This window comes from Actinomycetota bacterium, assembly GCA_018334075.1.
Lineage (GTDB): Bacteria > Actinomycetota > Coriobacteriia > Anaerosomatales > UBA912 > JAGXSC01.
Genome location: JAGXSC010000078.1, coordinates 23,396 through 45,087, shown reverse-complemented (window position 1 = coordinate 45,087; position 21,692 = coordinate 23,396). Strand labels below are relative to the sequence as shown.

The following is a 21,692-nucleotide window of genomic DNA, read 5'->3' as shown; positions in this document are numbered from 1 at the left end:
TTTGTGCGAATAGCTCATCTCTCAAAACTGGGTCAAAAATCTCATGTCTCCCTCGACAAGCATGCGCAAATCGGGCAAGTCGTACTTGAGCGCAGCTATCCTCTCAACGCCCATGCCGAAGGCAAACCCCGTGAACTGCTCAGGATCGATCCCGACATATCCGAACACATTCGGATCCACCATTCCACATCCGAGGATCTCAAGCCAACCCGTATTCCCGCAAAAGCGGCAGCCAGATCCGTTGCATATCCCGCACGATACGTCTACCTCAGCCGAGGGTTCGGTGAAAGGAAAAAAATGTGGGCGGAAGCGAGTTTTGCGATCCGCGCCGAACATCTCGTGACAGAAGTAATCCAGGGTGCCCTTCAGATCAGCGAAGGTGATGTCCTCGTCGACCACAAGCCCTTCGACCTGCGTAAACTGTGGTAGATGGCTCGGATCGGGTATGTCGCGCCGAAAAACTTTCCCCGGTGCGAGCACGTAGATCGGTGGCTTCTGTGTCTCCATCACGCGAACCTGAACAGGACTGGTGTGGGTGCGCAAAAGCACATCCGCCTCTCCCGTTTCCGCCGCCCGCCCCTGCCCCGAAAGATCTTCCACATAAAAGGTATCGCTTGAGGAACGGGCTGGATGCGCTTCAGGGGTGTTCAAGGCCGTGAAGTTGTAGTAGCCCAATTCAACCTGAGGTCCTTCGGCGACCTTGTAGCCAAGACCAATAAATATTGTGACTATCTCACGAGTAATACGCTCAATTAGATGCTGGTGACCCAAAGACCGCCTGCGGCCGGGCAAGGTCACATCCAAAGCACCCGAAAGTATCTCTCTCTCAAAAGCAAGCTCTTCCAGCGCGGCCTTGCGGTTCTCAATCGCGCCTTGCACCTCTGTGCGAACCTGATTTGAGACGCTTCCAATCACGGATCGATCTGAAGCCGGCAGTGTCCCTAATGTGCGGAGGATCTGTGTCAGACGGCTTTTCTTGCCGAGGTATCTGACCCGAAGCTCTTCAAGCGTCGCCAGATCTTCAGATGCAGCCGAAGCCGAAATCGCCTCGGCGCGAATCTGATTCAGTTCATCGATGATTTCCATGCTACTCCTGACTGATTATCTGGTCATACATTATAAACAACAGCCGACTTTCGCCCTTGGCCATAAATATCAGCCATAGAAGCGGGCAAAAGTCGGCTATCCCTCCAAACCAGGTAGTTTGCTACACATGTGCAGTCATTAAGTGCTTACTCAAGATGGTTCAGGAGTGTAGCACCCATCGTTGCCTGCTTCCACTCTGTCAAGGCCGCCCCGGTAGGTATGACAATCACTACCGGCCCAATGACGTCCTCCGGCAGGACCGGCTCAAAGTCCGGAAACTCATTTGCGTCACCTTGAGTCACGAATGCCCCTGCTCTAGTTACCCTCAGTACCCGATGCACTGTCGGTCGACTTTGGGGTTTACCATAAAAGATGATATCCCCTTTTTGGGCCGTTAGCCCCCTTACAACGATACATATATCCCCCTTGCTCAAAGCAGGTTCCATGGAAGCGCCTGTCACAAACACAATCCTGAGCATCAGCAAGCACAATCCGATTAATATGCCGCCGAGTAAGGGCACCAGATACTGCCTCCATCTCAATAAATATCTTGCTCTCACTGGATATCTTGCTCGGCATTGATGTGGAGTGTGAGATTGACGTGATCACCCATCATCGAATCAGGTGCATCGGCAGGCAGTGTCATATCAAACACAAGATTCGCCGAGTCGCCGGCGGCAATCTTGACCGGAGTGGTTCGCAAGGCGCTTAGTTTGCCCTCATAGATCACCCGGGTGCCATCGGAGACCCTTACGAGCAGCGCATCATAAAACGCTGTGATGCCTGATCTCCTGGCACCCGTCACCACAACATTAGACGGCAAGGTTCCAGTGTTGCGAACCGTGAACTGCCGCGAAACAAGTGCTCCAGGCGCAATATTTTCAGCGGAGACCGCCGATGATGCCGGTACACTCGCAACGCTCACACTTCCGGCTCGGATCACGTTTTCTGGAACCGAAATTTGAGCGTTGAAGTAAGCGCTGGCAAATCCCACACAAACAACGAGCGCTGCACCCGAAAGACAAACCCATAACTTCTTCATATACATACCTCCTGGCAATTTTCCCGGCAGAGGGAACCGGTATCCGATAAAGTGCGCGGCCACGCAGTACCGGACATTACTGGAGGCGCATAACCGATTCCTTGCCAATCCCTAAACGGTGGCAATTTTGGAGCCGAAGCGCATGCTCCGAAAACAACAAGGGCCCTGCGTTGCCGCAAGGCCCAAGTAGGTATTTGATCTTGAAAAACTCTCAGGCGACGAGATGCTCCTTCGCAAGATCAACCAACTTAGCAAAAGAGGCAGGATCATTGATTGCCATATCCGACAATATCTTGCGATCCAGCTCCACTTCGGCCTTCTTCAGACCGTTCATAAACTGCGAGTACGACAACCCGCTCAGACGGGCTCCAGCATTGATTCGGGCAATCCACAACTTGCGGATCTCCCTCTTTTTGTTCCTCCGGTCACGGTAGGCATACTGAAGTGAGTGCTGAACCTGCTCTTTTGCCGCTTTATAACTACGGCTTTTTGCGCCGTAATAACCCTTGGCTTGAGACAGTACAGTGCGTCGCTTCTTTCTTGCGCCTACACTACGTTTTACTCTGGGCATGACAGATCACTCTCCTGTAACTACAGATACACGGCCACCTTAACCGATGCCGAGCTGCTTACGAATCACTCTCTCGTCGGACTTGTGTACATAAGAAGATGCCGCAAATGCACGCTTGCGCTTCGGGCTTTTCTTCTCAAGGATATGGCTCTTGAAGGCATTGGCTCGCTTTATCTTGCGACCGGAACCGGTCGGCTTGAACCTTTTCGCTGTACTCTTGTGAGTTCTCATCTTTGGCATGGCGTACTCCTAATCTTCACTCTGAGCCGCGTCTAATTGCACAACCTCAACGTCAGGCTTCTTGGGCAGCTCTTTCTTTGTGGGGGTGATCAACATAAACATGTTTCTACCCTCAAGCTTTGGTTGCGAATCTATCACAGCTATCTCAGAAAGTTCCTCGGCAAGGCGCTCCAAAATCGCGAGTCCACGCTCGGCATGAACCATCTCACGTCCACGAAACATGATTGTTACCTTGACCTTGGCTCCCGCTGTTAAGAATCGCACTATGTGCTTTTTCTTGGTCTCGTAATCATGCTTGTCGATCTTTGGCCGGAACTTGATCTCTTTGATCTCGATCTTGGTCTGATGCTTCCGGGCTTTCTTGGCCTTCATATCCTGCTCGTACTTGTACTTGCCGTAATCCATAATCCGGCACACCGGCGGATCGCCCTCCGGGGCGACTTCCACTAGATCCAGATTTTGGTCGTCGGCTATCCTTTGAGCATCAGCAAGCGCGAAAATCCCAAGCTGCGAACCATCAACGCCAATCAGCCGCACGCGCGGCACACGAATCTTCTCGTTGATCCTCGGATCGATAGTGCTAATCGGCCTTCACCTCCGCCTTTCAATACATTTAGAACCGTACCGCAAACTCCTCTACAAGAAAAAAGTCCTGCGACTCAAGGTCGACAGGACATTCAGCGAAAGGCCATTGCATCTAACACAACGGTCTCGCTGCTTCGTATCGACCAGACAGCTGCCAATACAGGCGCCGCAAGGTGGGGTCCCCTCACTGCTGAACAGGTTCCCTCTTGAAGAAGAGCATATGCGATTGAGTTGGCAGTATAGCGCTAGCATGTCATCATGTCCAATACTTCGAATTGCCTCATAGGAAATCTCGTCCAGCCGATTCGTTAGGGAGTGGTTACAAGATGGCGAAATACGGATTTCTGGGCTTAGGCATCATGGGAAGCGCGATGGCTGCGAATCTGGTTCGCGACGGCCACGACGTCACGGTGTGGAACCGCACCGCGGACAAAATCGCTCCGCTGCTAAATATCGGCGCGAAGGGTGGCGCAAACCCGGCCGAGGTGGTAGCTGCCTCGCAGATAACCTTCGCAATGGTCTCCGACCCCACAGCCTCGCGGGGGCTGTGCTTCGGGAATAACGGAGTACTGACCGCCGTCGGACCCTGTCACGACTACGTGGAGATGTCTACCATCGACGACGCCACAGCTATCGAGATATCGCAAGCGGTCACCTCTCGCGGCGGTCGCTTCCTGGAAGCGCCGGTCTCGGGAACGAAAAAGCCGGCGGAAGACGGGCAGCTTATCATCATGGCGGCAGGCCAGCGTGATCTTTTCGACGATGCCGAGCCGGCATTCAGCGCGATGGGCAAGATGGCGGTCTACCTTGGGGATGTTGGCGAGGGCGCCAAGATGAAGCTCGTGATCAACGCGATCATGGCCGGCGCCATGACGGCTCTTGCCGAGGGTGTGGCACTTGCCGAGAAAAGCGGCCTCGAGCTCCCCGTTTTACTGGACCTGCTCGACGCCGGGGTGGTTTCAAGCCCACTACTGCGCGCCAAAGGGCCCCAGCTCATATCGCGGGAGTACCCGGCGAGCTTCCCGCTCAAGCACATGCAAAAAGACTTGCGGCTGGCACTTGCTCTTGCCGACAGGGTCGACCAGCCGCTTGCCGTGACTGCGGCGATCAATCAGGCGTTCATCAAGGCCCGGATAGATGGGCATGGCGATGAGGATTTCTCGGCGGTACTTGAGGCGATAAGAGACAAATCCTGACTTCGGTCAGAAAAGCCACCCAGCGGCGCGCTTGAAAAGCTCCTGGATAGCCACGCCTCCGCCGAGTGCCAATGCCGCAAAGTAGATCACTGTGGCCAGGTTGAGCAGATGCCCTCCCAATACGCAAAATCCATCTTTTTGCAGCAACCCAATCGAAAACGCCAGCAGTGCGAGCGCCGGCAGCGTATTTGTGAAAGGAACCAGCCCCAGCGGAACCATCAGCATCAAGGTCCCGGCGATCATCGCCAGATTGTTCACCAATCCCGCAGGCTTTCCTAGCACCAAAACGGGAAGGCGGCGCGGCTTGCTGATCTTTTCAAGCCGGTGGAGCCACTTCGCGCCCTGCCTTAGCGCCAGTGAGAGCTTTTCCGAGGAGATCGTACGGCTGGCAACCCGCTGTGGCAACCACAGACTGCGGCCGAGAATTCGGCTGACAGATATCAGTAGTATCCCGGTGCCAAACACCGTGCTGACACCTGGAATCGACACCGGCACCAAAAACACCACTACCAACAGTGCCACCAGTATCAGCAGGCTTCCCTCGCCAAGCATGTCCCGAATCTCGGCAAGCGTAACCTGCCCGTCGGGAAGTTGCACTATCACAAAATCGAGCGTCTCGCCAAGTGACTCGGTGCTGTGATCGTCGTGCCCAGCAGGATCACCGTGGTCTTCGCCGCCGTCATTTTCCTTCGCCGCAGGATCATTTTGCATCTATATCTCCAGTAAATCAGATGTAATACATGGATATGCGCCGAGCTTCGAGCTCCCGCTCTCTTGCCAGCAGGTCCTCGACTGTTTTCGACGCCAGATACTCTTCCACCACCACTGCCATGTGCTGCCACATCTCGGCCACCGCCGATTCCGCTTGCTTTGGCACGTCGATCACAGCGCCTTGCACTGCGCGCACCAAATCGAGCATGTATATCTCGCGAGGCGCACGCGCCAATGCTACTCCGCCGGCCGGGCCGCGTCGGCTATCGACTATGCCGGCTTTGACCAGCGCCGAGAGTTGCTGCTCTACAAAACGCCGAGGCAACAACAGGCGATCGGCGAGCTCACCTGCCGCGACATACTTCCCTGGCGGCTGCGCGGCAAGCAACACAACCGCGCGAAGCGCATAGTCGAGCCGCTGTGAGACACGCATCACTTATCCGAGCTCCTCCCACAGCTTTGTGGTGAGATAGCGCTCGCCCGTCGAAGGCGCGACGGTGACGACAACGGTGCCTGCCAACTCCGGTCGCGAAGCGACTTGCAGCGCCGCAGCGACGTTCGCTCCGCTTGAGATGCCAACAAGGAGTCCTTCCTCGGCGGCAAGACGACGAGCTGTCTCGATAGCGAGCTGCGCGTCGATGGTGATCACCTCGTCGAGAACGGCCATATCCAGTATCGAGGGTATGAAGTTCGCGCCTATGCCCTGAATCAGATGCGGCGCTGGAGTAAGCTCAGCTCCGGCCCTGCTCTGGGTGATTATGGGAGATTCTGCGGGCTCGACCGCTATGGCAAGCGCTCCGGGGCGCTTCTCCTTCAGGTAGCGTCCGCCGCCTGAGATCGTTCCGCCGGTTCCCACACCTGCGACAAACGCGCCAAGCTTTTCTTGGCCGACGGCATCGTCAATCTCGGGACCTGTGGTCGCGTAGTGAACGGCAGGGTTCGCTGGGTTATCGAACTGGCCCGCGAGCCAGGCGCCGGGTGTTTCGTCAGCGATCCTCCGCGCCTCCTCGACAGCGCCCTTCATGCCCTTTTCCTTGGGAGTGAGAACCAGCGTTGCACCGAAAGCCTTCAGAAGCTGCCGCCGCTCAAGCGACATGGACTCCGGCATGGTAAGTATTACCCGGTAGCCTTTCGCCGCTCCGACCATGGCCAGCGCGATTCCCGTATTTCCGCTTGTGGGCTCTACGATAACGGAGCTGCCGGGTGTGATCAGGCCGCGATTCTCCGCATCGAAGATCATCGCCATGCCGATGCGGTCCTTGACCGAGCCGCCAGGGTTTCGGGACTCCATTTTCACGAGAACTCTCGCCGGCAATCCTTCGGCGAGTCGAGAGAGCGGTACCACGGGTGTGTTTCCGATTGTGTCGATAACGTTGTCGAAGTAGTGCGCGAAGTGTCCCATTTTCTTCTGACCTTTCACCCGAAATTCAAGCCGGACGAATACCTTTACTACTTTATGGCTTCAGGCAAAACCAGTGCCATAAAGTCGCTGACACTCATCGCCCCAATGTCGCCCTCGCCGTGCTTTCTGACCGAAACGCCGCCAGTTTCGATCTCTTTATCCCCGATTACCAGCGTATAAGGCACCTTCTTCTGTTGGGCCTTGGCGATACGAATGCGCATCGGCTCATTGTCGCTGTAACTCTCGACACGCAACTTCGCTCCTTGAAGGTTCTGGCGCAGCGACTCGCAATACTCCAGATGCCTATCGGCTATCGGCACGATCGCTATCTGAACCGGCGCAAGCCACAGCGGAAACGCGCCCGCATAATGCTCAATCAATATGCCGAGGAACCGCTCCATGCTGCCGAGGATCGTCCTGTGCAAAGTAAACGGCCGCGCCTGGGTGTTCTCGGCGGTTCTGTAAGTGATGTCGAAACGCTCTGGCAAATTGAAGTCCGCCTGGATGGTGGCCGTCTGCCACGTGCGTCCGATCGCGTCACGCAGCTTTATGTCGATCTTGGGCCCGTAAAAGGCGCCGTCACCTTCGTTGATCTCGTAATCGAGCCCCCGTTCGACAAGCGCCCCCGTTAGTCCTTCCGTGGCCACCTGCCACATCTCGTCTGTGCCCATCGATTTTTCAGGGCGAGTCGAAACCTCTGCCGTGTACTCGAAACCGAACGTTCCGTTGACGTAATCGACCAGGTCAAGCATGCGAATGACCTCATCGTGAACCTGCTCGGGGGTGCAAAAGATGTGTGCGTCATCCTGCGTGAATCCGCGTGCGCGCATGAGGCCGTGCATGACTCCCGACAGTTCGTGGCGATAGACGGTCCCGAACTCAAAGAGCCGCATCGGCAGATCCCTGTAGGAGCGGACATCGTTGCCAAAGACCATAATGTGACCCGGACAGTTCATTGGCTTGATGCCATAGTCGTTGACTCTTCCTTCGCCCTCATCGACCTGGAAGAAGTACATGTGCTCCCGATAGTTGTCCCAGTGTCCGGATGTTTTCCAGACATCAGCCTTGTACACGTGAGGAGTGATGACCTCTTCGTAGCCCCTTCGGTAGAGCTCTTCGCGAAGCCACTGCTGAATGGTTCGCAGCATCCAGGCGCCCTTGGGATGGTAGATGGGAAGTCCGGCTCCGGCCTCATCGTGCAGGGAGAACAGGTCCAGCTCGCGACCGAGCTTCCTGTGGTCCCGGCGTTCGGCCTCTTCAAGGCGCGTCAGATAATCTTGCAGCTCCTTGGGGGTGAACCACGCGGTGCCGTAGATTCGCTGCAGCATCGGGCGAGAGGAATCGCCGCGCCAGTACGCTCCGGCAAGCTTCATCAGCTTGAAAGCGCCGATTCGGCCGGTGTGAGGAATGTGAGGGCCTCGGCAAAGATCGGTGAACACGCCCTGTCCATAGATCGAGATAACCTCGTCTTCGGGTAGCTCCTCGATCAGCTCAAGCTTGTATGGCTCGGCGGCGAATATCTTTAAGGCCTCCGAGGAATTGACTTCCCGGCGCATGAAAGTCCTTTTATCGGCGATGATTTGCGTCATCCGCTCCTCAATCGCGATCAGATCCTCCGGCGTAAGAGAGCGGTCGAGTGCGATATCATAGTAAAAACCCTCCTCGATCGCGGGACCGATGCCGAAGGTAGCCTGCGGAAAGAGCTCCTTTACCGCCTCGGCCATCACATGCGCGGCCGAATGGCGCAGAATCTCAAGAGCCGCCGGGCTTTTCTCGGTGATAATCTCGACGGAGTCACCATCGGCGAGCGGATGACTCATGTCGACGAATGCGTCGTTGACCTTCGCTGCTAAAGCGGAATCGCCGAGCCGCGAACCGATCGCGTACGCCAGATCGGAGACACTCGAGCCTTCGGGCACGAGCTTTTCGCTGTTGTCTGGAAGCCTTACAGAAATATCCGGCATCTTTGGAGGACCTCTACTGTTTGATCTTGCAGTATGGACATACGCCCCAACCTGGCTTTAGGGGCTTCTTGCATTCGGTGCAAGAGTTGCGCAGTTTTTTCATGCAATAAGGACAGATGAGGAAATCTTTTTCAACCGGCTTGTAGCATGCCGGGCAGGTCTCAAGATCCCTTTGGAGCATGATTTCCTTAGCGCGAATCTCCAGATCCCGCTCCCGGGCGTCCGCAGCAAGCTCCGGTGGGCGCACTACCTGATAGATAGCCCAGCCCGCAAGCCCAAAGATTAGGACCGCCACGCCCCAAAACCAGCTCATGGCCCCGCGACGTGAGGCATCGCGTATCGTCCAGAACGTCAGGGCAAAGTGAAAGACAATGTAGAACAGAATCAACAGGTTCCTGACGAGTATAACCGCCGGGTTAGCCAATAAACCTCCGAAAATGTCGCCCATGACCTCCCTTTCTTTTTGACGATCGAAATGACAACCAAAAAACCACCGCAGAAGTGCGGAATCTCGCTACGCTCATGGTAACGGTTACGGACGCTGCCGTGAATGGCTCCAGAGCAACCCTTCAGCAACGGTGCGCAACGACCCCGTAACCACTATATCGCGCTTGCCCTCGGCATGCATCAAATCCAACGCCGAGGCGACGCTATCGGCGATCCGGGGCTCCATGCCGGTCAGGCGATGCACTGTCCCAGCAAGCATCTCCGCGGCAAGCGCTCTGGGCGAATCCGGCGCGACGCACGCAAAGCCGCAGGCGACACCGGCCAAAGCTGAGACAATGCCCTCGGCGTCCTTATCGGCCAATACGCCCAGGACAACGACAGGTCGATTCTCCGGATCCGGCCAGGCGTCGCGCATGGAATCTGCCAGCACAACCGCCGCCTGGGGATTATGCGCACCGTCGATGATCACATGCGGGTCTTTCGCCACACACTGGAAGCGGCCAGGAACGCTTGCCGTACCCAGGGCGGACGCTACCGCCAGCGGATCAAGCGCTCGCTGCCGAAGAACTTCGGCGGCCGTGATCGCTGTCGCGACATTGGCGGCCTGATACGCCGGCGCAAGGATCGTAATCTCGCCGTAAGACGCCATCACGCCCTCGACCTTCACTGTAGTGCGACCCGTCGGCGAATCAGGACGTTTTGTTATCGCGAAACGTGCCGTCGAGCTTTCCGGGCACGGAGTGGTGGTGCCGGTGGGCCGAACCGCGACACAATCACCGCCCATTATCCTGGCGCGCTCTACAAAGATTTCCTCAAGGCCCCTTGTCCCGGGCCCTAGAACCGTTCGCGAGCGATCTTTGATGATGTGGGATTTGTCTGTAGCGATCGCCTCTAAGGTAGGCCCGAGAAACTCCATATGATCAAGACCGACCCCGGTAATGACCGAGACATCGGGAACCACCACGCTCGTAGCGTCCCACTTTCCGCCCATCCCAGCCTCGAGCACGGCGATACCCACGCCCTTTTCGCGGTAGAGCCAGAGTGCTGCTGCTGTCAACAGCTCGAACTCGGTTGGCTGTACGCCAGCCGTTTTAGCAGCGCCCGCCGCCGCCTCGATTCCGGCCGCGAACTCCTCCTCGGAAACTGCGCGGCCGTCGATCTCGATTCGCTCTGTATACGACAGCAGCTCAGGGCTGGTGTACAAGCCGACGGATTCCTGCCCCCCGGCCGAGAGTAGCGCGGCGATCATCCGAGATGTCGAGGACTTGCCGTTTGTGCCGGTGACCTGCACACACGTGTAGGCTTTCTGTGGCTCGCCAAGCGCGCGGGTCATCGCGGTGATCGTGTCTAGGGAGGGATGAATGCCAAATTTGACGGCACTGTCGATAGCGGCTATGGCGTGCCGGTAGGTAAATGCCATGCGAAATCGCTTCCTTCGCTTTCAGGAGATCTCGGTCAGCTGTGCCGAGAATGCGGCGATCGCGTCTTTTAGCTCGGTCGCCTTCGAGCGATCCTTCTCGATTATCTCAGGCGCCGCTTTGGCCAGGAAGCCCTCGTTTGAGAGCTTGCGCTCGATCTTTTCCAGCTCGTCCGTAGCCTTCTCCAGCTGCTTGCTGACCCTTTCGCGCTCCGCCTCGAAGTCAACCAACCCTTCAAGCGGGACAAAAAGCTCGGCTGTCGCCACAACCGCTGAGGCCGAGTGCGGCGGTCTTTCGGCGGACTCGTCGATGGTGACAGCGCCAAGCGTCGCAAGCGCAACGATACCGTCGAGCGCGGGCTTGAGCATCAGGGCATCCTCAGCGGAGGCCTTGATGATGAGATCGAGATGATCACGAGGGGGAATCGCATACCGCGCCCGAATGTTTCGAATCGCCGATACTACCTCGCGCAGGAGAAAGACCGCCCGCTCCGCGCCCGTATCGTGAAAGCCGCTAAGCGAGCCCGTATCCGGCCAAGCAGCGATCATCAGCGACTCGGCGCGCGCGGACTCCTCCAGGGGAAGCCGGCGCCATATCTCCTCGGTGATAAAGGGCATCATCGGGTGCAAAAGACGCAAGGCGCTGTCGAGCACGAAGACGAGATTGCGCTGGGTGGTCAGGCGCGCCTCACGCGCGGCCTCATCCGCATCTTCGGCGGTGCCGGCGAGAAGGCGCGACTTGGAAAGCTCGATGTACCAGTCACAAAACTCGCTCCAGACAAAGTCGTAAAGCGAGCGCGCGGCATCACCGAAGCGATAGCTCGCGATACTATCGTCCACTTCCGATGCAACCGTGGCCAAACGCGAGAGTATCCAGGCATCCGCGAACGTATCGGCGCAAGGCTTGCCCGGGAGGTAAGAGTCATCGATGTTCATAAGCACGAAGCGGCTCGCGTTCCATATCTTGTTCGCGAAATTGCGCGAGGAGGCGAGCTTCTCCTCGGCGAATCGGATGTCCTGGTTGCCGCTGACCTGAAGCATCAGCCCGAAACGCATGCCATCGGCTCCGTAATGAGCCATGAGATCGAGAGGATCGATACCGGTGCCGAGCGATTTGCTCATGCGCTTGCCTTCAGGGTTGAAGACCGTGGGATGGATGATAACATCGCTGAAGGGCACTTTGCCGTCGACACAGTACATCCCGCTCATAATCATGCGCGCCACCCACAGGAACAGGATATCGCGTGCTGTGGAGAGAACCGATGTCGGGTAGAAGTAGTCAAGCTCGGGCGTCTTGTCCGGCCAGCCGAATGTCGCAAATGGCCAAAGCTGGGAGGAGAACCACGTGTCCAAAACGTCCTCGTCCTGACTGACCGGGCCGGCGCAATCCGGGCACTCAACAAGGTCTTCGACGGAGGCATGTGCCTTTGCGCACGAATCGCAGTAAAACACCGGGATGCGATGCCCCCACCACAGCTGGCGCGAGATGCACCAATCGCGGATGTTCTCCATCCAGTGGTAGTAAACACTCTCCCACCGCTTGGGGTGAAAGGTCACTCTGCCATCCCTGGCAGCCTCGATCGCCGGCGCCGCCAGCGGTTTCATGTCCACAAACCACTGATCTGACAGCCACGGCTCGATGACGGTGTGGCATCGGTAACAGTGGCCTGCCGAGTGAGAGTGATCTTCGATCTTTGCGACAAGCCCGGCCGCTTCCAGATCGGCGACGATCCTGGCGCGCGCCTCGTATCGGTCTAACCCGGCGTATTTTCCGCCCTCGGAAGAGATACTGGCATCGGCGTTCAATATGTTGACGGCAGCGCAGCCGTGTCGAAGCCCGATCTCGAAATCATTGGGATCGTGTGCGGGCGTGACTTTCACCGCGCCGCTTCCAAACGCCGGATCCACATGCTCATCGGCGACGATCGGGATCTCGCGCCCGATAAGCGGCAGCGTGACTGCAGCGCCGACAAGAGCGCGGTAACGCGGATCCTCGGGATGAACGGCTACACACGTATCGCCCAGCATGGTTTCCGGACGCGTTGTCGCGACCACGACATACTCGATACCATCGACCGGCGTCACCAATGGGTACTTCAGGTGCCAAAGACGACCTTCCATCTCCTCATGCTCGACTTCGATATCGGAAAGCGCGGTCGAACAACGGGGGCACCAATTGATGATTCGCTCGCCACGATAGATAAGACCAGCCTCGTACCAGTCGACAAAGACCTTTCTCACAGCCCTTTGATAGCCGGGATCCATCGTGAACCACTCATCGGAGTAATCACACGAGCAGCCCATCGCCTTGAGCTGCAAGATAATCGTCGAACCGTGCTCGCGCCGCCACTCCCAGCACGCTTCAATGAAAGCTTCCCTGCCGAGATCGTGCCGAGAAGCACCTTGGGCCGCCAGCTTCTGTTCGACCTTGTTTTGCGTGGCGATGCCGGCGTGATCGGTTCCGAGCACCCATCGCACTGAACGGCCGGCCATACGCATCCTGCGAACGACAACGTCTTGGATGGTGTTGTTCAGGGCATGCCCCATGTGCAGGGAGCCTGTGATGTTCGGCGGCGGAATGACAACCGCAAAAGACTCTACCTCTTCACGCACCGGCTGCTCGAAGTAGCGACCTTGCATCCATGAAGAGAATATCCTCGCCTCGACGCCGGCCGGGTCATAAGCTTTCGGCATCTCCTTCATGCAGACGCCTCGGCACTGCCCTTGCGCACAATTGCCGGCGGGTCCCCGGCGACGGTCTTCTCGGTAACCACAACCTGCTCGATGTCCTTTTCACACGGGAGCTCATACATCGTGTCGAGCAACAGCGACTCGAGTATGGAGCGAAGTCCGCGCGCGCCGGTCTTGCGCCCAAGGGCCTCTCGCGCGATCGCCAAAAGCGCATCGGGCGTAAAGATGAGCTCGACGCCTTCGAGCTCGAACAGTCGCTGATACTGTTTGACCTGGGCATTCTTTGGCTCGGTGAGAATGCGGACGAGATCGTGCTCGGACAGATCGTCTATGCTGGTCATCACCGGCATCCTGCCGACAAACTCAGGGATTAGCCCATAGCGCTGCAGGTCTTCTGGCAAAGCCTTGCCGAACAGCTCGCCCGTTGCATGCTTGCTAGCATCGGAGAGCTCGGCGCCAAAACCAACACCCTTCTTGCCGAGACGATCCGCCACGATCCGCTCCAGCCCGACGAAAGCGCCGCCGAGGATAAAAAGGATGTTGGTCGTATCGATTTTCAGCAATTCCTGCTGAGGATGCTTGCGGCCTCCGTGCGGAGGAACGGCCGCCTCAGTGCCTTCGAGTATCTTGAGCAACGCCTGCTGAACACCCTCGCCGGAGACATCACGCGTTATCGAGAGGTTCTCGGCCTTGCGAGCTATCTTGTCGATCTCGTCGATGTAGATGATGCCGACCTCGGCGCGTTTGATGTCAGAATCAGCGGCCGTGATCAGCTTGAGTAAGATGTTCTCGACGTCCTCGCCGACATACCCGGCTTCGGTAAGCGCGGTGGCGTCCGCAATCGCGAAGGGAACCTTGAGGATTCTGGCCAGAGTTTGCGCGAGCAGTGTTTTCCCGCATCCCGTGGGGCCCAACATCAGGATGTTGCTCTTCGCAAGCTCCACATCGGATTCGCTGGAGCCTGGAATCGCGCGGATTCGCTTGTAGTGATTGTATACAGCGACCGAAAGCACCTTCTTGGCCCGCTCCTGGCCTATCACATACTGGTTGAGCTCGGCGTATATCTCGGCGGGTCTGGGCAGCTCCTCGGCGAAGCTGTCGGCTGGCGGCTCTACGATTTCTTCCTCGACGATATCGCTGCAAAGCTCGATGCACTCGTCGCAGATATAGACTCCGGGACCAGCAATGAGCTTGCGGACCTGGCGCTGTGTCTTGTTGCAGAAGGAGCACTTCACCTGCTCCGAGTTTGCCGAGCGACTCATGACGACTCCGGCTCCTTGGCGCGGCTGACCACCACCGAGTCCACGATTCCGTAAGCCGCAGCCTCATCGGCGGTCATTATATTGTCGCGCTCGGTGTCCCTGTGGATCTTGTCCACTTCCTGACCCGTGTGCTTCCCGAGGATATTGTCGAGCGCATCACGCATTCTGAGCATCTCTCTGGCCTGAATCTCGATATCGGTCACCTGGCCTTTGGTGCCGCCCCACGGCTGATGAATGAGGATGCGGCTGTTTGGAAGCGCCGATCTCTTGCCCTTGGCGCCGGCGGCAAGCAATACAGCGGCCATCGATGCGCACTGTCCTATGCAGATCGTGGCGACATCGCAGCGGATGTACTGCATCGTGTCGTAGATCGCAAGGCCGGCTGTCACCGATCCGCCGGGAGAGTTGATATAAAGGCTGATGTCCTTTTCCGGGCTCTCGCTCTCAAGATGAATGAGCTGGGCGATGACAAGGTTGGCGATCACGTCGTCGATCTCATGGCCGAGAAAGACTACCCGCTCGTTGAGCAGCCGGGAGAATATGTCGAAGCTGCGCTCGCCTCGCGAGGTCTGCTCGACGACTATCGGAACCAGTGCGTTTGCGTCTGGAAGCATCAAATCACTCCTTGTCCTTTGTGTCCGCATCCGCGTTAGCGTCGGCGTCTGCGCCCTCGCCCGAGTCGTTATCGGCATCAAACTCCATAATTGCGACGTTTTTCGGGTCCATAAGCCACTCGACGGCCTTTTTGTGGATGATCTGCTCGCGAAGAACGTCGATCACCCCGCTTTCCTCCCATGAACGGCGCAGCTCAGCGGGATCGGAAGTGCCCGAGCTGGAAATGACCGCTATCTCCTCGTCGATATCCGCCTCAGTAACCTCCATGTCGAGTTGGCGAAAGAGTGCCTCAAGAGCCAGCTCCTCGGTCACGACCGTACGCGCCTGCTCGGCGGTTTGAGCTTCTATCACTTCCATGGTAGCCCCGGTAGCGCTCAGGTAATCAGGCACCGAGAGCCCTCTTGACTCGAGCCCGTTTAAGAAATCGCGCATCATCTGACCTTGCGTGGTCTTGATCATCGCATCGGGTACCTCACCGATGAGCCGCTCCGCCAGAGCCTGACGCACGCCGCGCTCAACGGCCCTGCCGCGCCCGACCTGTTTGGCGTTGTCCATCGTCTGGCGCAGTTCCGCATACATTCCCTCGACCGAATCATACCCGCCGACATTGGCGGCAAACTCATCGTTTACCTCGGGCAGCACCTTGGCCTTGATTTCCTTGACGTTGACCACAAACGAAACGGTTTTGCCGATAAACTCAGGGTTCCCCGAAGTTTCAGGCACCTCGAAGGCGACAGTCCTCTCCTCGCCGGGCATCGCTCCGATAAGGCCCTCATCGAACTGGGGAGGCATAAGTCCGCGACCCATCTCATAGAGGTAGCCGTCCACGGTGTTGCCTTCGTACTCCTCGCCGTCAACGGTGCCCACAAACGAGATCAGCGCGTAATCGTCAGCTGCGAGAGCACGCTCTTCGACCGGCTCGAGAGTCGCAAACTGCTCTCGGGCGTGCTCGATTTGCGCTTCTATTTCGGCGTCAGTTGTGATCGCCGCAGGAACTGTTGCCGAGAGGCCCTTGATGGAAGAGAGCGTCAACTCCGGGCGCACCTCCACCTCTGCCGTGAACTCGAAGTCCTTCCCGCGCTCGATCAAAGCCGGTTCGTCAACGGACGGACGTGCTATCGGCCTGAGCGACTCACTCTCCAGTGCCTTGTTGTACGCCGAGTTGAGTAGCTCGTCTTGTGCCTCGGCCAAAACGGTCTCTCGGCCGACATGGCTATCGATCATCGGCTTTGGCGCTCTTCCCGCGCGAAAGCCCGGTATCTTGACCTTTTTGGCGATGCTTTTGTAGGCCGCCTCGATGGCGGTATCCACATCGGTTGCCGGGACAGTGATGGTCAGCTTGACTGTGTGCGCATTGATGCGCTCAACGCTGGTGTTCAAAGGACCTCCTCGGTTTGTTTATTGATCCTAGCTCAAACGTTACGCAATTTTTCTGGTGCGGGCGAGAGGACTCGAACCTCCACGGGTTTTACCCACTGGAACCTAAATCCAGCGCGTCTGCCAATTCCGCCACGCCCGCGGAAAAACGAGTGGCATATGAGTATACGCGAAACAACCCAGAAACTTTACGTCACAGGCATAAAAAGTCAAGGACGCGCACGGTGTGAAGTTATAGCGCCCTCCGCTGCGGCCACAATTCTCTCGACGCTTATCCCCAGCTCATGCGCGACCGTCTGCCCGGGCGCGGATGCGCCGAACCTGTCGACGCCCACTGCGGGAGAGCCGCTATCCAGATATGTGCGCCATCCGAGCGTAACTCCCGCCTCGATGGTCACGACCGGCACTGAAGGCGGCACAACCGAATCGCGATACTCGTCGGGTTGCTCGGCGAATAGCTCGACGCATGGCAAGCTCACAACTCGCGAAGAGATATGTCGCTGCGCTAGGACCTCGTGTGCTTGGAGCGCCAAAAGGACCTCTGAGCCGGTCGCGATCAAGACAACTTCCGGCGTAACATCCGGATCACCCGCCAGAACATAGCCGCCGCTCGCGACACCTTCTTTGAGCCGCGTAAAACGCCCGGTATCCAAAACCGGCAGCTTTTGCCGTGTGAGCGCCAGGCACACCGGCCTGTCTCGCATCTGAATCGCGACACGCCAGGCGGCGGCGGTCTCGTTGGCATCGGCGGGCCTGATCACGATAAGGCCGGGTATCAGGCGCAGCGACGCAAGGTGCTCGACGGGCTGATGTGTCGGTCCATCCTCGCCAAGAGCCACGCTGTCGTGCGTGAAGACATGGATTACGCGCAGCTTTCCTAGTGCGGAAAGTCTGAGCGCGGGGCGCATGTAATCCGAAAAGACAAGAAATGTCGAGGCGAACGGAATCAGTCCGCCGTGGTACGCCATGCCGTTGAGTATGGCCCCCATCGCATGCTCGCGAACGCCGAAGTGCAGGTTTCGGCCTTCTCGATGAGTGGAGTCGAAGTCCATCGCATCTTTGATGACCGCCTTGGTGCTCGAAGCAAGGTCCGCCGAGCCGCCGATAAGCTCCGGTAGCACCTCGGCCAGGGCGTTCAGCGCCGCTCCCGAAGCGTCGCGAGTGGCCATCTCTTCCCCGCCGGCGCCCGGAAATGCGGGGAGCGAACTCTCCCACCCCGCCGGAAGCTCGCCTTCGTGCCTGCGCTCAAACTCGGCCGCCAGCTCTGGGTGCGGCGCTCGATAGCGCTCGAAAGCCTGCAGCCAGCGCTGCCTTTCAGCGGCGCCGCGCTCGGCGGTTCCTCGGCAGTGCTCGCGAACCTCCACCGGCACGTGGAAAGCGGGCTGGGCCGGCCAGCCCATCGCGCTCTTGGTGCGCAAAACCTCGTCTTCGCCGAGCGGCTCGCCATGCGCCGAAGCGGTGTTTTGCTTGCCGGGACTACCGTACCCGATCGTTGTGCGCACGCAGATCAGCGAGGGAGCGTTCGTCTGTGATCTCGCGGCTTCGACCGCCGAGAAAATCGCACCTGTGTCATTGCCGTCGTCTACCCGCTGAACATGCCATCCGCATGCAGAGAAGCGGGCGGGGACGTCCTCGGTAAAGGCGAGCTCCGTGGAGCCATCGATCGTGATGCGGTTGTCGTCGTACAAGACGATCAGCTTGCCCAGGCGCAGATGCCCGGCGAGCGAAACGGCCTCGGCAGACACGCCCTCCATGAGGTCTCCATCGCTGCACAGGACGTAAGTGTGGTGATCGACAACGGTGTGATCGGGACGGTTGAAGCGCGCCGCGAGCGATTCTTCGGCTATCGCCATGCCGACAGCGTTGGCTATCCCCTGCCCCAGCGGACCGGTGGTCGCCTCCACGCCAGGGGTCAGCTCAAACTCAGGGTGACCGGGAGTACGGCTGCCCCACTGGCGAAACGCTCTCAGGTCTTCGAGTGACAGGTCGTAGCCGAAAAGATGCAAAAGCCCGTAGAGAAGTGCGCTGCCGTGACCCGCAGACAGAACGAAGCGATCGCGATTTGGCCAGGCTGGATCGGAAGAATCGAACCGCATGAACTTGTCGAAGAGCACGAAGGCGGCTGGTGCCGCGCCCATCGGCATGCCAGGGTGACCGGACCTTGCCCGCTCGACCATGTCTACTGCGAGAAATCGCAATGTGTCGATGCAAAGCCTATCCGTAGAAGTGCTCATCTTTGTGGCTCCTGTCGTCATGAGCAGGGGATTTAGAAATTTTTAAGATCGGCGTGCGTCAATATGTTATGGGAGAAGTAAATGAATCAACCCTGGTCGAGCCTGAATCTAATCTGTCCCCGATATTTTGCTCTCTAACGTAACGAAAGTCGAGTCAATAGCGTTATACCAAGCGACAACGTCTAATTCAGGGGGCGCCAACCATGGACAAAACAGCTTTTCGATGTTCACAAACGGTAGATGTAGCTGAAGCCGTCAATATCGCATTGCGGGAGATTCCGCATGGCGCGGTAATATCAGTGCTTCCGGACAAAGTGCCCGGACGCGCGGTCTGGTGTATCGCCGTGCGAGAAGAGCGCTACGTTGGCAAGAAGCTCTACGTCGACCTTATCAACGGCCAAATCCTGAAACGAGCTGACTCCATCGTTCCCACCAGCGCGTTCACGGCGCCTCCAAAAGTTGACATCCTGCAAGCGATTCGGCTTTCCCTGACCGCTCTTCCCGGTACGATCGAGCAGATCGGAGTGGGAGTGACGCAAGGGCGCACAGCCTGGGAGGCCGAAATAAGCGGCCACGAGTACGATGACATCATCCACATAGACGCCAACACCGGCGAGATCGTAGCCGCAACCTATATGTAAGTCGCTCCACCGCTTACTGAAAAGCTTCCCGTCAGGCCATCGTAAGCCGCTCGTAAAGCTCCAGATGCCTCTCGACCATGTGCGCTTCGGTGAAGCGCTCCTCGAACCGGCGGCGCCCAGCGGGGCCCATCGATTTCCTCAACGCCGGCGAGTCCACCAACTCCAGAATGCGAAGCGCCATGAGGTCCTCTCGCCTTGACGGCACAAGGTAGCCGTTGACTCCATCGGCAACCGCATCGGATATCCCGCCTACGTCCGTCGCGATTACAGGCCGAGAAAGACCCATTGCCTCGAGCACCGTCAGGTTCGTCGTATCGGTGACCGAAGAGACGACGTAGATGTCCATCCCCGCGATCTCACCGATGGGATCATCGGACCATCCCGCGAACTCAAAACGATCGCCGATGCCGAGACGTTCGGCCTGCGCCATAAGTGCGGCTCGCAGCGTGCCGTCCCCGACAAGACGGAATTCGACGTCACTTCGCTCGCGCGCCACAATGGCCGCGGCTGCGATGAAGTGCTCGTAGCCCTTGGGCTGCTCGAAGCGGCCTACGGACCCCACGCGCACGATCTCTCCTCGCTCGGCCACAGGCGAACGCCTTACACCGCAAGCGGGATCCGAAATCCCGTTTTCAATAACTTCGAGCTTGCTTTCCGCAACGCCGATACGTAGCAACTCGTCTCGCACAGCAGGCACCACACACACGAAGCGATCTATACTACGCGCTTGTCGGCGGAAAACGGTCGAGCGCAGACGGAACTCAAACCAGCCGCGTACTCCGGGGTACAGGTCGAGTGGTGCGCTCGGCATGGTATGTACTGTCGTAAGCACGCGCGCGACTCCCGCTCGTCTGGCGGCACTCGCCGAGACCATCGTCGCGTAAAAACCGTGTGCGTGAACGATGTCGGGAGAGAGCCGCTCGAAGAGTGCGCGCAACTCTCGGCGAGCGCGTGGGAGGTGACGCCCGGTAGGTACCGGCCACACCTCATGTCCGGCAGCCCGCGCGTTCTTCTCGAGCCCTGAGCCCGGAACGCACACAACGCCCGTACGCCAGCCCGCCCTCTGGCATCCTTTGGCGACCCGCAAGAGATGTCGCTCGCCGCCGCCGATCGTCGCGTGGCGGTAATCGTCGACAAAGAGTATGTGGCCCCGGCCTATCACTGGCGCTGCCTGGAGTATCGACCGCGCACCGAAGCGATCAGCCGTGCGGCTCCGCGATCGCCGAGCACACTTGTGAGCGCAGTGTGCACCCGAATAACACGCTCTAAACGCGCGATGTTTGCTCGGGCAACTTTGAGCGCATCAGCCGAAAGAAGCCCGGAGGCGACAAGCTCTTGCAATGTGCGCACGTCGGCTTTGCGCATACGCACAGTATCAGCCGATTTCTGCGCTGAGAACCTGCGATGCACCGCCAGGCGCTCGTCGAGATAGCGATGCCGGTAGCCGTGCGCGAGCGCGAGAAGCCAAAACAGATAGTCCTCGGCGTAAAGTTCCTCGCGAAATCCGCCCACGGTGTCGAAGACCTCCCGCCGAAACACTCCCCCGATGCCAAAAAAGCAGGCCGCGATGAGGTCGGAAAGGGTGCACTCATTCGAACCGCGCCATCTGTCGTTGAGATCCTGAGGTACCAGCCGACCGTCCTCATACTGAAAGTAGCCGTCGCAAGTGAAGACCGATGCGTCGGGGTTCGCGCGGATGTGCGCGCCCATGCTGGTGAGGTGCTCGGGCAATAGCAGATCGTCGGCGGAGAGCATCACCAGCAGATCCGCGCTCGCTGAGCGAACTGCTGTGTTGTAAGCGCCGCCGGTGCCGCGGTTGGCCTGCGTCACTACCCGTATCCGAGGATCGGAAGCCGCCAGATCGGCGGCAAGCGCGGGTGTGGAGTCTGTCGAGCCGTCGTCCACGATCACGAGCTCCCAGTCAAAAAAGGTTTGCCCGCACACGGACTCGACTGTTTCGGCGAGTGTCACCTCGGCGTTATACGCTGGGACTAGGATCGAGAAGCTCGGTTTCGCGCCGAGTATGTCTTCCGGACGGCAATCACTCATGTCCGCTCCTTCGAAACCGGCATCGGCATAAAGGAAAGTTGAGATGGTGGGCCGTATAGGGGTCGAACCTATGACCTTGGGATTAAGAGTCCCCTGCTCTGCCAACTGAGCTAACGGCCCGAACGCTCGCATATTGTAACCGCTCGGCAGCGTAATGCAAAA

21 protein-coding genes and 2 tRNA genes are annotated in these 21,692 nt (G+C 58.2%); 2 read left to right on the top strand and 21 right to left on the bottom strand.

The features are described 5' to 3' along the window. Positions 1–21: 21 nt before the first annotated feature. The 6 genes from pheS to infC all read right to left on the bottom strand — a co-directional run bounded on the left by pheS (position 22) and on the right by infC (position 3,524). Entirely contained in the window at positions 22–1,086 is a 1,065-nt protein-coding gene (gene pheS / locus KGZ89_09575; GenBank protein MBS3975092.1) for a phenylalanine--tRNA ligase subunit alpha, read from the bottom strand. A gap of 146 nt (positions 1,087–1,232) precedes the next feature. After that, positions 1,233–1,607: a signal peptidase I gene (locus KGZ89_09570; GenBank protein ID MBS3975091.1), complete on the bottom strand. Its 375-nt coding sequence runs from the start codon at positions 1,605–1,607 to the stop codon at positions 1,233–1,235. A 35-nt stretch (positions 1,608–1,642) separates the two neighbouring features. Then, positions 1,643–2,128 (bottom strand): hypothetical protein, encoded by a 486-nt coding sequence (locus KGZ89_09565; GenBank protein ID MBS3975090.1) that lies wholly within the window; start codon positions 2,126–2,128, stop codon positions 1,643–1,645. A 211-nt stretch (positions 2,129–2,339) separates the two neighbouring features. Continuing rightward, complete coding sequence (gene rplT, locus KGZ89_09560) at positions 2,340–2,699, bottom strand: 50S ribosomal protein L20 (protein ID MBS3975089.1); 360 nt, start codon at positions 2,697–2,699, stop codon at positions 2,340–2,342. Between the two features lie 39 nt (positions 2,700–2,738). Beyond that, complete coding sequence (gene rpmI, locus KGZ89_09555; GenBank protein MBS3975088.1) at positions 2,739–2,939, bottom strand: 50S ribosomal protein L35; 201 nt, start codon at positions 2,937–2,939, stop codon at positions 2,739–2,741. A gap of 9 nt (positions 2,940–2,948) precedes the next feature. Beyond that, on the bottom strand, positions 2,949–3,524 hold the full coding sequence (infC, locus tag KGZ89_09550) for a translation initiation factor IF-3 (GenBank protein MBS3975087.1): 576 nt from the start codon (positions 3,522–3,524) through the stop codon (positions 2,949–2,951). Between the two features lie 326 nt (positions 3,525–3,850). On the opposite strand from infC, the gene KGZ89_09545 reads away from it, so the two are divergent. Further along, positions 3,851–4,720 carry an NAD(P)-dependent oxidoreductase gene (locus tag KGZ89_09545; protein ID MBS3975086.1) on the top strand — a complete coding sequence of 290 codons (870 nt, stop codon included), beginning with the start codon at positions 3,851–3,853 and terminating at the stop codon, positions 4,718–4,720. A 6-nt stretch (positions 4,721–4,726) separates the two neighbouring features. Here the strand turns inward: KGZ89_09545 and KGZ89_09540 are convergent, their stop codons facing one another. From KGZ89_09540 to tkt, 12 genes are all read right to left on the bottom strand, one after another. Beyond that, on the bottom strand, positions 4,727–5,431 hold the full coding sequence (locus KGZ89_09540) for an exopolysaccharide biosynthesis protein (protein ID MBS3975085.1): 705 nt from the start codon (positions 5,429–5,431) through the stop codon (positions 4,727–4,729). Between the two features lie 16 nt (positions 5,432–5,447). After that, positions 5,448–5,867, bottom strand: a complete 420-nt coding sequence (locus KGZ89_09535) for an Rrf2 family transcriptional regulator (protein MBS3975084.1) — start codon at positions 5,865–5,867, stop codon at positions 5,448–5,450. Then, a complete protein-coding gene (cysK, locus tag KGZ89_09530; protein MBS3975083.1) occupies positions 5,868–6,833 on the bottom strand; it encodes a cysteine synthase A in 966 nt (321 codons plus the stop codon). 47 nt (positions 6,834–6,880) lie between these two features. After that, positions 6,881–8,788, bottom strand: a complete 1,908-nt coding sequence (thrS, locus tag KGZ89_09525) for a threonine--tRNA ligase (GenBank protein MBS3975082.1) — start codon at positions 8,786–8,788, stop codon at positions 6,881–6,883. A 22-nt stretch (positions 8,789–8,810) separates the two neighbouring features. Beyond that, positions 8,811–9,245 carry a zinc ribbon domain-containing protein gene (locus KGZ89_09520; protein MBS3975081.1) on the bottom strand — a complete coding sequence of 145 codons (435 nt, stop codon included), beginning with the start codon at positions 9,243–9,245 and terminating at the stop codon, positions 8,811–8,813. Positions 9,246–9,329: 84 nt separating this feature from the next. Continuing rightward, on the bottom strand, positions 9,330–10,664 hold the full coding sequence (locus KGZ89_09515; GenBank protein MBS3975080.1) for a bifunctional folylpolyglutamate synthase/dihydrofolate synthase: 1,335 nt from the start codon (positions 10,662–10,664) through the stop codon (positions 9,330–9,332). Positions 10,665–10,685: 21 nt separating this feature from the next. Next, a complete protein-coding gene (locus KGZ89_09510) occupies positions 10,686–13,364 on the bottom strand; it encodes a valine--tRNA ligase (GenBank protein ID MBS3975079.1) in 2,679 nt (892 codons plus the stop codon). Further along, positions 13,361–14,614 (bottom strand): ATP-dependent Clp protease ATP-binding subunit ClpX, encoded by a 1,254-nt coding sequence (gene clpX / locus KGZ89_09505; GenBank protein ID MBS3975078.1) that lies wholly within the window; start codon positions 14,612–14,614, stop codon positions 13,361–13,363. The genes KGZ89_09510 and clpX overlap by 4 nt, the downstream gene beginning before the upstream one ends. After that, the gene (clpP, locus tag KGZ89_09500) at positions 14,611–15,228 is read right to left on the bottom strand and encodes an ATP-dependent Clp endopeptidase proteolytic subunit ClpP (protein ID MBS3975077.1); all 618 of its coding nucleotides are present in this window, start codon (positions 15,226–15,228) and stop codon (positions 14,611–14,613) included. Before clpP ends, clpX begins: the two co-directional genes overlap by 4 nt. 4 nt (positions 15,229–15,232) lie before the next feature. Continuing rightward, positions 15,233–16,609 carry a trigger factor gene (tig, locus tag KGZ89_09495; GenBank protein MBS3975076.1) on the bottom strand — a complete coding sequence of 459 codons (1,377 nt, stop codon included), beginning with the start codon at positions 16,607–16,609 and terminating at the stop codon, positions 15,233–15,235. A gap of 53 nt (positions 16,610–16,662) precedes the next feature. Continuing rightward, positions 16,663–16,748 (bottom strand) — tRNA-Leu (locus tag KGZ89_09490). A 67-nt stretch (positions 16,749–16,815) separates the two neighbouring features. Then, entirely contained in the window at positions 16,816–18,840 is a 2,025-nt protein-coding gene (tkt, locus tag KGZ89_09485) for a transketolase (GenBank protein ID MBS3975075.1), read from the bottom strand. A 203-nt stretch (positions 18,841–19,043) separates the two neighbouring features. Here tkt and KGZ89_09480 point away from each other — a divergent pair, with 203 nt between their 5' ends. After that, entirely contained in the window at positions 19,044–19,481 is a 438-nt protein-coding gene (locus KGZ89_09480; protein MBS3975074.1) for a hypothetical protein, read from the top strand. 31 nt (positions 19,482–19,512) lie between these two features. Here the strand turns inward: KGZ89_09480 and KGZ89_09475 are convergent, their stop codons facing one another. The 3 genes from KGZ89_09475 to KGZ89_09465 all read right to left on the bottom strand — a co-directional run bounded on the left by KGZ89_09475 (position 19,513) and on the right by KGZ89_09465 (position 21,650). Then, complete coding sequence (locus KGZ89_09475; protein ID MBS3975073.1) at positions 19,513–20,643, bottom strand: glycosyltransferase; 1,131 nt, start codon at positions 20,641–20,643, stop codon at positions 19,513–19,515. After that, on the bottom strand, positions 20,640–21,530 hold the full coding sequence (locus KGZ89_09470) for a glycosyltransferase family 2 protein (protein MBS3975072.1): 891 nt from the start codon (positions 21,528–21,530) through the stop codon (positions 20,640–20,642). The genes KGZ89_09475 and KGZ89_09470 overlap by 4 nt, the downstream gene beginning before the upstream one ends. Positions 21,531–21,574: 44 nt before the next feature. Further along, positions 21,575–21,650 (bottom strand) — tRNA-Lys (locus KGZ89_09465). Between the last annotated feature and the right edge of the window lie 42 nt (positions 21,651–21,692).

Bases quoted from the DNA above. Each gene is read 5' to 3' on its own strand.
- pheS (MBS3975092.1), bottom strand. From the start codon at position 1,086: ATGGAAATCATCGATGAACTGAATCAGATTCGCGCCGAGGCGATTTCG.
- KGZ89_09565 (MBS3975090.1), bottom strand. From the start codon at position 2,128: ATGAAGAAGTTATGGGTTTGTCTTTCGGGTGCAGCGCTCGTTGTTTGT.
- rplT (MBS3975089.1), bottom strand. From the start codon at position 2,699: ATGCCCAGAGTAAAACGTAGTGTAGGCGCAAGAAAGAAGCGACGCACT.
- rpmI (MBS3975088.1), bottom strand. From the start codon at position 2,939: ATGCCAAAGATGAGAACTCACAAGAGTACAGCGAAAAGGTTCAAGCCG.
- KGZ89_09545 (MBS3975086.1), top strand. From the start codon at position 3,851: ATGGCGAAATACGGATTTCTGGGCTTAGGCATCATGGGAAGCGCGATG.
- KGZ89_09540 (MBS3975085.1), bottom strand. From the start codon at position 5,431: ATGCAAAATGATCCTGCGGCGAAGGAAAATGACGGCGGCGAAGACCAC.
- cysK (MBS3975083.1), bottom strand. From the start codon at position 6,833: ATGGGACACTTCGCGCACTACTTCGACAACGTTATCGACACAATCGGA.
- KGZ89_09520 (MBS3975081.1), bottom strand. From the start codon at position 9,245: ATGGGCGACATTTTCGGAGGTTTATTGGCTAACCCGGCGGTTATACTC.
- KGZ89_09515 (MBS3975080.1), bottom strand. From the start codon at position 10,664: ATGGCATTTACCTACCGGCACGCCATAGCCGCTATCGACAGTGCCGTC.
- KGZ89_09510 (MBS3975079.1), bottom strand. From the start codon at position 13,364: ATGAAGGAGATGCCGAAAGCTTATGACCCGGCCGGCGTCGAGGCGAGG.
- clpX (MBS3975078.1), bottom strand. From the start codon at position 14,614: ATGAGTCGCTCGGCAAACTCGGAGCAGGTGAAGTGCTCCTTCTGCAAC.
- clpP (MBS3975077.1), bottom strand. From the start codon at position 15,228: ATGCTTCCAGACGCAAACGCACTGGTTCCGATAGTCGTCGAGCAGACC.
- tkt (MBS3975075.1), bottom strand. From the start codon at position 18,840: ATGAGCACTTCTACGGATAGGCTTTGCATCGACACATTGCGATTTCTC.
- KGZ89_09480 (MBS3975074.1), top strand. From the start codon at position 19,044: ATGGACAAAACAGCTTTTCGATGTTCACAAACGGTAGATGTAGCTGAA.
- KGZ89_09470 (MBS3975072.1), bottom strand. From the start codon at position 21,530: ATGAGTGATTGCCGTCCGGAAGACATACTCGGCGCGAAACCGAGCTTC.